This window comes from Microcystis sp. M079S1, assembly GCF_020246425.1.
Taxonomy (GTDB): domain Bacteria; phylum Cyanobacteriota; class Cyanobacteriia; order Cyanobacteriales; family Microcystaceae; genus Microcystis; species Microcystis aeruginosa.
In genome coordinates this window covers 1-8,990 of record NZ_JADBSZ010000056.1, presented here as the reverse complement: position 1 = coordinate 8,990, position 8,990 = coordinate 1, and the positions used below count along the sequence as shown (strand labels likewise).

Annotated in this window: 5 protein-coding genes and 3 pseudogenes; 4 read left to right on the top strand and 4 right to left on the bottom strand. The window is 41.0% G+C overall.

The features are described from left to right. Nucleotides 1-536 precede the first annotated feature (536 nt). Both IM456_RS03435 and IM456_RS23485 read right to left on the bottom strand, forming a co-directional pair. Nucleotides 537-2,201, bottom strand: a complete 1,665-nt coding sequence (locus IM456_RS03435) for a hypothetical protein (protein WP_287694654.1) — start codon at nucleotides 2,199-2,201, stop codon at nucleotides 537-539. Nucleotides 2,202-2,236: 35 nt separating this feature from the next. Beyond that, nucleotides 2,237-2,383, bottom strand: a pseudogene (locus tag IM456_RS23485) (glycosyltransferase); the annotation flags it as partial. Nucleotides 2,384-3,283: 900 nt separating this feature from the next. Between IM456_RS23485 and IM456_RS03430 the strand changes: the two are divergent. From IM456_RS03430 to IM456_RS03415, 4 genes and pseudogenes are all read left to right on the top strand, one after another. Next, nucleotides 3,284-3,451, top strand: a pseudogene (locus IM456_RS03430) (glycosyltransferase); the annotation flags it as partial. A gap of 356 nt (nucleotides 3,452-3,807) precedes the next feature. Next, nucleotides 3,808-3,945 (top strand): annotated as a pseudogene (locus tag IM456_RS23480) (glycosyltransferase); the annotation flags it as partial. A 27-nt stretch (nucleotides 3,946-3,972) separates the two neighbouring features. After that, nucleotides 3,973-5,037, top strand: coding sequence for an NAD-dependent epimerase/dehydratase family protein (locus tag IM456_RS03420; RefSeq protein ID WP_287693367.1), 1,065 nt, complete (start codon nucleotides 3,973-3,975; stop codon nucleotides 5,035-5,037). Nucleotides 5,038-5,047: 10 nt separating this feature from the next. After that, nucleotides 5,048-5,332 carry a hypothetical protein gene (locus tag IM456_RS03415; protein WP_287693368.1) on the top strand — a complete coding sequence of 95 codons (285 nt, stop codon included), beginning with the start codon at nucleotides 5,048-5,050 and terminating at the stop codon, nucleotides 5,330-5,332. A gap of 162 nt (nucleotides 5,333-5,494) precedes the next feature. Here IM456_RS03415 and recQ read toward each other — a convergent pair whose 3' ends face one another. Then, nucleotides 5,495-7,606, bottom strand: coding sequence for a DNA helicase RecQ (recQ, locus tag IM456_RS03410; RefSeq protein WP_149986994.1), 2,112 nt, complete (start codon nucleotides 7,604-7,606; stop codon nucleotides 5,495-5,497). Nucleotides 7,607-7,735: 129 nt separating this feature from the next. Continuing rightward, nucleotides 7,736-8,347 carry a DUF3318 domain-containing protein gene (locus tag IM456_RS03405; protein WP_012263842.1) on the bottom strand — a complete coding sequence of 204 codons (612 nt, stop codon included), beginning with the start codon at nucleotides 8,345-8,347 and terminating at the stop codon, nucleotides 7,736-7,738. Nucleotides 8,348-8,990: the final 643 nt, after the last annotated feature.

Genomic DNA, 8,990 nt, shown 5'->3' with positions numbered 1-8,990 from the left:
TTGAGAGAATCGTGCTTCAAAACCTTGCGTCTTCATCGGCCCGCGTCCTGTAGGGGCGAAGCATTCGGGCAATAACCTATCGGTGAAACCGGAGATTTTCTATCCGAATGCTTCGCCCGTACTTTTTGCCGCAAACCCTAACGCTCTTCTGGGACTTTCGGAAATCCCTGACCGAATCTAGATTCTGAAACCCTTGCTTGACAAGTAATCGCTAACTTTTTTTCTCATAAAAACTCAAATTTCGGGTTTCTGTTAGTTAGCGATAGCTTGAAGGCTTACCCCATAAGAGAGCTAGAGTTTAGAGACTGTAAGACTTTTGCCAGACTCCCAGAAGAGCGCTAATTATAGCTTGCTGAATAAATCTAAAAACCTTGTTGGGTAAGACTTTTAGACCTTTTGGAAATCAAAAAGTGCCGGTCTTTGGAGTGATTGGGGGGAAAATTCAGGTACTTTTTCCCTGAAAATTGGGTAATTGACCACCTCAAAATCGGTAAAACCCCACACCCTGCCACCACGAAAAACTTTTTCAGCAAGCCCTAATTAGAAGTGCGTTGTTCTCTTGAACAGGCTTTCAATCCAATTACTAATAATAGTATAAAGGACAATGTAGTAATCAGAAAACCCAGCCAGGGAGTTGCGATAATATCTCTGGCAAAGACAAGGTTTTTATCGTTTTTTAGACTCAAATTGTCATCCCAAATAAAGGGATGCCCTATTCCCAGAAAAACTAAGTGAAGTCCACGGGAAATCAAGAACTCGCCTGTAAGAATCAGCAAGAAAAGTTGGCGAAACTTAACACCTAGATCATAAAAGTATTCACTGGCAACTAACAAGAGAAGAAAGACTATAGGAGTCATGCTCTCACCAACTAGACCGCCAGTGTTAAAGCCCTGTTGCAGCAGGCAACCACCTAAAAACCCAAAGACGATTACCAACAAAAAGAGTGAATTTGGCAATATAGACTGCAAAGAACTTTTCCGGAAATATCGTCTAACTCCTTCGAATAAGAGCAAGCAAGTTATGGTTATGTTCAAGGCACCGGGCAGAACATTATAATAAAACCTCAGCCATGGATTGCCAATCTGTCCTATGATTGGGTTATTTGTATTGAAACTAATCAAGGCCTTCCCTAGGGGAATAGGCACAATTGTACTGGTTAGATTGCCAATGGCATTCATCACTCTTTCGATGGTACTCATGCTGCCTGTGGTGTTAGATAAAGCTCGCAAGAATTCTGGCAAGCCATATTCGCTTATGCCCCACAAGATCCAGGGTAGTAACGTCACAAATGCTATCGATAGGGGGATCAATAATTGCCGTAATACGTTAACAAAATTGCGGCGGTTTATCCAGATATTGTCGGCAACCATAGCGGCTACATAAAAAAGGGTTGATGGGTGACTAAGCATCGCTAATCCAGAACTTAAGCCCCAACCAACAGCAGATTGAGAGAACAAAGTCCTCCTGGAATTCTTTCTCAGGTCGAGATAAAAATAGATGGCGGTAATTACATATAAGGAAGCAAGTATCTTCGGCCAAGGATAAATGCTGGTGCTATTCATGTGACCATTGAAAGCCACTAGGATAACTGCTATTGTTACCTGGTAGGGGCGCAATAGCAACGGAATCATTGCTAATAAAAAAACTTCTGGCAATATTGAGCTTAATTGATAGATACTAAATTGATTTCCCAAAAGACCAAGATAGTAGCTCGAAAAAAGATTGAACAAAGGCGTGCGAGATGAGACGATGTAACGGTTAAAATAAATAGTATCAGTTGCCTGTTGTCCTAGGTAGACTTGGGCAAGATCGTAGTGCATCCACCAGTCGCCATACCAGTTAGCACCACTATAGATCAGGACGAACAACTGTATGCCAACTAGAGTTGTCCAAAACACAATCAACAGGTACAGCCAAGAATAATTCCCAGTCGGCTCAGTCTTCCTTGGCTTCCGCAGTAGTAAGGCTATAGCTATGGTAAATAGAGCCACGGTGGTCAGGATAAAGAAATTACGTCCTGAAAGGCCCAGTAGAAAGCCGATGAAGGCAATCGCTCCCTGTAAAGCCATACCACAGGCCCCTGCAAGTGCCAGACATTCCTTGACTGTTAAGTTAGTAACTGCACGCAAGACTATATAGCCAAGGGAAAAAGTGATAGCAAGTGCGGTTGCTGCGATAACTACAAGTTGAAAGAATATCATAATTAAATTATCTAGGGTTTACTCCAAATTGCTGATCAATTCTTCTGGTGAAGATAATCACCTCTAGATAAATGTTTTTCGAGCCAGGCATAAGGCACGATAAATATTTATCTACTTCCCATCTCTTTAAGTTTTAGTTTGGATACTTCCGTAGCCCAGTTTTGCCAAGTAACGGGAATGACAGAAATCTTTCTCAAAATATCTGTCACTGTTTGACATACCCCACGCCGTAAACGGACGTGGATTCTTCTCGCATCACTGCTGAGAATTTCTGGCTCAACGAGTCCACTTGAATTAGATTCCTGGCGAAATCCCACCCAGAGGTGGTTCTCTCCTCAGACTTTCGCTCCCTTACAGAAGCCTGTTCTCCTATGCCCTACGATACAGTTCAAAACCTCTAAAATAATTGGTTTCTTTGGTACTTGACGCTGAGAGCTTTTACCTATAGGAGCATTCCCCTATAGAACCCCATAACTCTAGTTTTCAAGGTGCGTTCATCGGTTGATGACTGGGTTTTTTAAGCGGTTGCTTACCCGGCCCCCTATTCTTAATATCATACATCCTATCAAGTCGCCCTAAAAGGGCGAGGCTTTCAACCCAATTTTTCGGTAAGTTGAATCCCACGCAAATCAAGAATAGGTGCGATATTCTCGCCTGCCAGGACTGTCACCATATCCTTAAATGTGTCTGGATACACTCGACAAAGTTTTTACTTGTTCGTCAGTCATCTTTCAATCTTAAACTGCCGAACCATTTTATCTTATTTTGTCTCGACTTATGCAAAAGCTCTAGGGATTGACTCATTCCCGACAATTTAAGGCTGCGTTGATTTTGTCAAGTCTATCTTCATAAAATGTTACTTTTGTCTGTAATCCTTGCTATTTATGAGTTTGAGAATTTTGCTCATTTTGTTGTCTACTATGCGATCGCGCTCTAGTTAATGATCACCAAATACTAGGTCTTCCTAAATCGATCATGCGATTCCCTGTCCTGTTAGGGACTAATAGCTAATCCAGGTAGTGATTCGGTAGTAGTGGTCAGCCGTCTTGCTTATCTGGCCAAGATTGTGTAAGATATTTCCTATAATATCTGAACTTTTAGAAGAGGATAAAATTGACTATGAAATCCTAGTTGTTAATGACAATAGCCAAGATAAAACCGAAGCAGTTCTGCAAAAAATTGACCAAGGAAATCCCCGGATTCGCTACATCAATAACTATTATCCCAATAGTTTTGGTTTGGCGGTGCGGGGAGCATCTCACCTTTGCAATGAGCATAAATACTTAGTGGAAAAATAGGCTTTTCGAGGGTAATTCTTGTTTTAAGCTAAACGGCTTTTACTTCGGATCACCGATATAGACTCCAAAAGGGTTATAGCTGTTGGATCATGCAGGTTAAGCGCCGTTTAGCTTAATTCTCCATGTACGCAGTCTTTAAAAGCCTCTATTTCGTTCCAAGACACGATTAAGAGTGGCTTTTAGGCTAAGTATAATTACTTATCGCGTAAGTGAGATGCTCCCGCGGTGCGCTGTGGATTAGAAAATTTTAGCGGCGATGCGGTTGGGGTAGCAATGGCAGATAATTCTGACTCTCCCGATAACATGATCGTACTCCGGGGGGTTCCAAGTTAAAACTCAAGGAAATGGGCAGTCGTTATTTATTTATAGTTCTCTCTATCTGGTTAGAAAAACACCTTTCTCGAGAAGACTATAAGGGCAAACAGAAAAAGAAACAAGTGGCTTGATAATTATTATCTAGAGGAGTATTTTTGATGACTAGGCAAGTGTTAATTACTGGTGGTGCGGGTTTTGTGGGTAGTTCTTTAGGTTTAGGATTAGCCCAACGTTATCCTGATTGGAAAATTATCGCTTTAGATAACTTAAAACGTCGCGGTTCTGAGTTGAATATTTCCCGTCTTAAACAGGCGGGAATTGAGTTTGTTCATGGAGATGTCAGGAATGCGGAAGACTTAGAAGCATCCGCTTTGCCAGTGGACTTAATCCTAGAATGTTCGGCAGAACCTTCCGTTTTAGCTGGTTATACTTCCCCCGGCTACGTTTTGCAAACCAACTTAATTGGAACGATTAACTGTTTAGAATTAGCTAGACAAACCGAAGCAGATTTTATTTTTCTCTCCACCAGCAGAGTTTATCCCATAGCCTATCTTAATCAATTAAACTATACAGAAACAGATACTCGTTTTCAGTTATCCGATCAGCAAGATTTACCCGGTGTTTCTACTTTTGGTATAAGTGAACAATTTCCCTTAGATTTGCCCCGTTCTCTCTACGGTTCCACTAAGTTAGCATCGGAATTGATTATTAATGAATATGGGGATGCCTACGGATTAAGAACTTTAATTAATCGCTGTGGAGTTTTAACTGGTCCTTGGCAAATGGGAAAAGTTGATCAGGGAGTTTTTGCCCTTTGGGTAGCTAATCATTACTTTCAGAAGTCCTTAAAATATATCGGTTATGGGGGTACAGGGAAACAGGTTAGAGATTTTCTTCATGTAGCTGATTTACTCGATTTAATCGATATTCAGATTGCTAATTTAGAACAATTCAAAGGGCAGACTTTTAATGTGGGGGGTGGGCAAGATTTTTCCTTGTCCCTTTATGAAACCACAAAACTATGTCAAGAAATCACGGGCAATAGTATAATGATTGAGGCAATTCCCGAAAATCGCACTGGAGATATGCCAATTTTTATCACTGATTCTCGCAAAATCAGTTCTATAACTGGATGGCAACCCCAGCGAGACGGTAGAAAATTAATCCAAGATATTTTTGATTGGATTCACACCTATGAAAAGGAATTAAAAGGTATTTTTTAACTGAACAATTATGCAGAAAAAATCTCTCGATTCACCTGTATTAGTCAAAGGAATACTAATTATCATTACTGCCTACTTTTTTCTGGCAAATTTGCCTATTATTGATTGGCTAGAAATTGGTTTAGATGCTTCTTGGGCTTTTGCTATTAGTGATGCTGCCCATAAACAGTTAATTTTTGGCCAAGATATTATCTTCACCTATGGACCACTAGGCTATCTGATTCATGGCACATCTTTAAATCACAACTTTTCCCAAATTATCTATTTTCGCTGGTTGATACACCTTTGTCTATGAGCAGTAGTTATTCTCAGATTATTATTTATTAAGGACTATAGCAATCAAATAGTTTTTGTGCCGTCAATTATTTTTGCTACCCTAGTAGGAAATCCCTTTCCCACTTCCCACTCTCCTATAGCTTTTAAAGTGGAGGGTTGCATCAAAAGAGTTCCTCTGCCCTTATTGCCGGGGTCTTCTTTGCCAAGCAACAACTAATTTAATTTCCTCATAACTATAATTATCTCCCAGATTTTCTTTGAGAGTTTTCAGGGATTGATCGCCCACTTTTTTGATCGCTAAACGAATATATTCCTGTTTATTTTTAGAAACTAACTGATTAATATCAATTTCGTAACCCGCTTCTAGCAATTTAGCTAAATGTTCATAGATTGTTGAGACTTTTAAGCTTCTTTTGCGAGCGATTTCTTCCGCATTCAACCCATCTTGATAGTATTGGAGAGTGAGGAATTGAGTAGAGGGAAGACTATCCTGACAAAAATCATTAATTGCCGCTATAAATATATCCCCATACTGTTGTACTTTACTGTGTACTACTCCAGAAATTTGACGAAACTGCCCTAAACTCCGGGGTTTTGATTGGGCCATCAAACGCAGACTAGAATCATGGAAAATAACGTAGGGAGGAACCCCTTGACTATCGGCAATTTTTTTCCGCAGTTGCCGCAAGCGCTCGAATAATAAATCACTTTCCACCATATTGGGATTGTCGTCTCCCACGATTTGACCGTTAGCTTTTTGGGGGACGGCAATAAACACGGAACGTTGTTTCCGCATCACTTCCCAACTGTGTTGATTCAGTTTCAAGATTCTAAAATCGTCTTCAGTTTCTACTAATATATTTTGCTGGACAAGGGAACGACTTAAACGTTTCCACTCCTCCACAGTTTTATCTTTACCGATGCCATAAGTAGATAATAAATGATGTTGATATTGGGTGATTCTTTCACCTTTTCCTCCCCTCAGCACGTTGATTATGTGCATCATACCGAATTTCTGTCCCGTCCGCGCCACACAGGATAAAAATTTTTGTGCCTCGATCGTCCAATCCTGGTTATTTGTACCATTCCGACAGTTATCACAGTTACCACAGTTACCCGAAAAACTTTCTCCAAAGTAGCCTAGTACACTCGATCTTCTACATTCAGTCCCTTCAGCATAATCTAACACCTGTCGCAATTGTTGACGGGCTTTCTGTTGTTCATTTTGCTCGGTTTTTTGGTTAATAAAATACTCAATTTTTCTGGCATCTGCAAAGCTAAAAAAGAGGGTACATTTAGCTGGTTCTCCGTCCCTACCGGCGCGGCCAGATTCTTGATAATATCCCTCTAAATTGCGGGGTAAATCATAATGAATGACAAAGCGCACATCCGGTTTATTAATCCCCATACCGAAGGCAATTGTTGCCACCATAATCTGCACATCATCCCGAATAAAACGGGTTTGATTGTTACTTCTTTCCCGATCCTCCATACCGGCGTGATAGGGTAGGGCATTAATACCATCTTTTTGTAACTGTTCTGCAACTTTATCGACGGTTTTGCGGCTGATACAGTAAACTATTCCTGCTCCTTTTTGTCCTTTAATATATTGATACAATTGCTGATAAGATTTACTGGTTTTAGGTTGAACTTCATAATAAAGATTAGGACGATTAAAACTAGCAATATGAATGGAAGTATCTCGCAATCCTAATTGTTGGATAATATCTTCTCTAACCTGTTGGGTAGCGGTGGCAGTTAAAGCCAAAATTGGCACGGAGGGAAAGCGTTGACGAACTTGTTTAATTTGTCGATATTCAGGGCGAAAATCATGACCCCAATCGGAGACACAGTGAGCTTCATCTACCGCTAAACAGGCTAAACCGAGGTAATTATCAATAACAGCTAAAAAATCTAAAAAACTAGGCGATAACAATCTTTCTGGGGCAACATATAACAGTTTAATTTTTCCTTGCAGGATTAAAGATTCTCTTTCTCTGACTTGTTTAGCGTTTAAAGTGCTATTGAGAAATGTTGCCCCGATGCCATTATCAGCTAAAGCAGTTACTTGATCCTGCATTAAAGCAATTAAGGGAGAAACCACCACCGTCACCCCTTTTTTGATTAAAGCAGGTAGCTGAAAACAGAGAGATTTACCGCCTCCGGTGGGCATAATTACTAATAAATCCTGATTGTTTAAAGCAGCCTCAATTATTTGGCGTTGATTCGGTCGAAATTGATCGTAGCCAAAGTGATATTTTAAGGCTTTTTCTAAAGAGTCAATTGCAGCCATTGAGCAAGGGGAAAAATATTTTTATAGTAGTTATTTTAAGTTTACAGACTCTCTGATTTTAGGGAACAGGGAACGCCGGAATGGGTGACAGAGGGGGGGAGATTACCTATTGCCTCCTGACTCCTGACCTTAAGATTGTCTCACCTGATCGGGAACACCAACAAAGGAGAGATTGGCTAATTTTTTCAGATTTTGACAGCGCAATAACTCATTAAAATTGAGACTCGATCGCCCCTCAATTTCAGCTATAGTCTCAATAGCCGATAATAAACCCTTAGCGGCCTCGGTTTCCGTGTAACCGCGTCTAACGGCCACTTTTAGGGCCGCTTCATCCGCATCTAATTCCCGTTGGGGGCTGCGTTTTTCCCGCCAAATCCGGTTAATTGCCAAGGCAGTTAAACCCCCCGCTACTGCCATACCGACGGCATCGGTTTGCAGGGTTTCCACGGTTAAACCGATCATACCAGCCAGAGCAATTAATCGATCGAGATCGGGTTTAAACCATTTTACTGCCGTTAAAACAGAGACGGCCCTTAACAAGACTAGATCCCGTTGGGGTCTTGATAATTGCCGCCAGAGGTCAAAATTAATTTGAATCGGTCTGACTCCTCTTTGCCAGGGCAGGGGAAAATTAGTTTCGATTACCTTGGTGCTTTCGGGTTTGCTGACAATGCGCGTCATCATCCGTCCCGAAGCAGGCATGAGGTCTAGTAAGTGACTAATCTCGTTGTCTTGGTTCATCGATCGCCGGCCAATAGTCTTCGATCATTGAGTATAATCGCTTTCTGAGCTAATATCTCTTTTCCGACAATTTTCTCAACGAAACCGCATGAGTCCCTACTGTTCGGCTTTGAGGGGTTCGATGCCCCAAAAATCGCCAATAAATTCTTGCATCTTCCTCAAAATCCTCATGTATTGATTAAACCTCTTGCATAATTAATTTTTGAGGATTCAAAAACGGCAAAAACAAGGATTAAATTACATAAAATCTGGAAATAGACCGTTTAATTGATTATTATTCATTCTTAATTCTCCTGACTACTGACTACTGACTCCTGACTCCTAACCCTAACAACAATTTTTGATTTTTACAAGAGGTCTATTATTAATGAGGGGATGAAACAAGTCCTGACCGTATCTTGCCAACTCCAAGTAACACCCGAACAGGTCGCCGCTATCGAGGCGACACTGAAAGCGTTTGCGGAAGCTGGCGAGTAGGTTAACGGGACGGTGAAACCGAACCTGTTGACATCCTCGCCGCCCTAAAAGTGCGGCGATTCCTAAACCTCACGATTTAAGTTTCTGCTTCCACCACCGTCGCATACCACAGTTAAAAAACCATGTACTGTCTTACACAGAGTCCACAGACTTTCGCCCCATTTCA

Excerpts from the sequence above, each read along its gene's own strand:
- IM456_RS03435 (WP_287694654.1), bottom strand. The coding sequence starts at position 2,201 with ATGATATTCTTTCAACTTGTAGTTATCGCAGCAACCGCACTTGCTATC.
- IM456_RS03420 (WP_287693367.1), top strand. The coding sequence starts at position 3,973 with ATGACTAGGCAAGTGTTAATTACTGGTGGTGCGGGTTTTGTGGGTAGT.
- IM456_RS03415 (WP_287693368.1), top strand. The coding sequence starts at position 5,048 with ATGCAGAAAAAATCTCTCGATTCACCTGTATTAGTCAAAGGAATACTA.
- recQ (WP_149986994.1), bottom strand. The coding sequence starts at position 7,606 with ATGGCTGCAATTGACTCTTTAGAAAAAGCCTTAAAATATCACTTTGGC.
- IM456_RS03405 (WP_012263842.1), bottom strand. The coding sequence starts at position 8,347 with ATGAACCAAGACAACGAGATTAGTCACTTACTAGACCTCATGCCTGCT.